Source organism: Micromonospora sp. NPDC006431, assembly GCF_042870725.1.
Lineage (GTDB): Bacteria > Actinomycetota > Actinomycetes > Mycobacteriales > Micromonosporaceae > Micromonospora.
Window position 1 is genome coordinate 1 of sequence record NZ_JBIAHQ010000081.1, and the last position, 1,344, is coordinate 1,344.

The 1,344-nt window shown below is 68.8% G+C and carries 1 protein-coding gene; it reads right to left on the reverse strand.

Going from position 1 to position 1,344, the window contains the following annotated elements; genetic code table 11:
- On the reverse strand, window positions 1–1,344 hold a 1,344-nt coding region (locus ACFYM6_RS36145), incomplete at both ends, for a condensation domain-containing protein (protein ID WP_387282040.1).

Consider the following 1,344-nt stretch of genomic DNA (forward strand, 5'->3'; position numbering starts at 1 on the left):
TGGCCGCTCGTGGTGTTGTTCCAGGTGGTGAGGATCTGGTGGCGTTCGTTGGGTAGGAGGATGTCGAGGTCGTCGATGGGGGTGTGTGGGTGGTTGGCGGCTGCTTGTAGTAGGGCTTGTAGGCGGTGGGTGAGGGTTTCGATGGTGGTGGCGTCGAACAGGTCGGTGGCGTATTCGGCCTGGCCTTCGATGCCCAGCGGGGTGCCGGTGGCGTCGTAGTGGTCGGTGAGGTAGACGGCGAGGTCGAACGGGGCGACGCCGGTGTGGACCGGTTCGGCGGTGATCTGGGTGTTCGGGAGGCGGATGTCGGGTTGGTGGAAGTTCTGGAAGGCCAGGGCCACCTGGTAGAGGGGGTGGCGGGCCAGTGAGCGGTGGGGGTTGAGGGCTTCGACGAGGAAGTCGAAGGGCAGGTCCTGGTGGCTGTAGGCGTCGAGGTTGGTGGTGCGGGTTTGCTGCAGCAACTCGGCGAATGTGGGGTTGCCGGTGGTGCTGGTGCGCAGCACCAGGGTGTTGACGAAGAAGCCGATGAGGTCTTCCAGGGCCGGGTCGGTGCGCCCGGCGGTGGGTGCGCCGATCGGGATGTCGGTGCCGGCGCCCAAGCGGGTGAGCAGGGCGGCCAGTGCGGCGTGGACGACCATGAAGAGGGTGGCGTTGTGTTGTCGGGCCAGGTCGTTGAGCTGCTGGTGCAGGGCGGCGGGAATGGTGAAGGCGGTGGTGGCGCCGTGGTGGCTGGCGATGGCTGGCCGGGGGCGGTCGGTGGGCAGGGTGAGGTGGTCGGGTAGTCCGTCGAGGGTTTGCCGCCAGTAGGCCAGCTGCTGCTCGCGCACAGTGTCGAGCAGGTCACGCTGCCACAGGGTGTAGTCGATGTACTGGATCGGCAGGGGTGTCCAGTCCGGGGCATGGTGGTGCAGCCGGGCCTGGTAGGCGGTGGTGAGGTCGTTGGCGAGCGGCGCGAACGACCAGCCGTCGCCGGCGATGTGGTGCAGGGTGAGCAGCAGGACGTGCTGGTGGTCGTCCAGGGTGAACAGGTCGGCCCGCACGGGCAGGTCGTGGTCGAGGTGGAACGGCTGCCGGGCCGCGGCGGTGAGGTCGTCGCGCAGTCGCTGCGTGGTGGTGGTGTGCCGGTGCAGCGGCACGGAGAAGTCTTCGAGGACGTGCTGGGTGGGTTCGCCGTCGACCGGTCGGATCAGGGTGCGCAGGCTTTCGTGCCGGCCGATCAGGTCGGCCAGGGCGGCGTGCAGGGCGTGGTGGTCGACCGGCCCGTCGAACCGCAGCGCGTTCGGCAGGTTGTAGGTGGCACTGGGCCCCTCGAGCTGAGCCAGGAACCACAACCGGCGCTGCGCG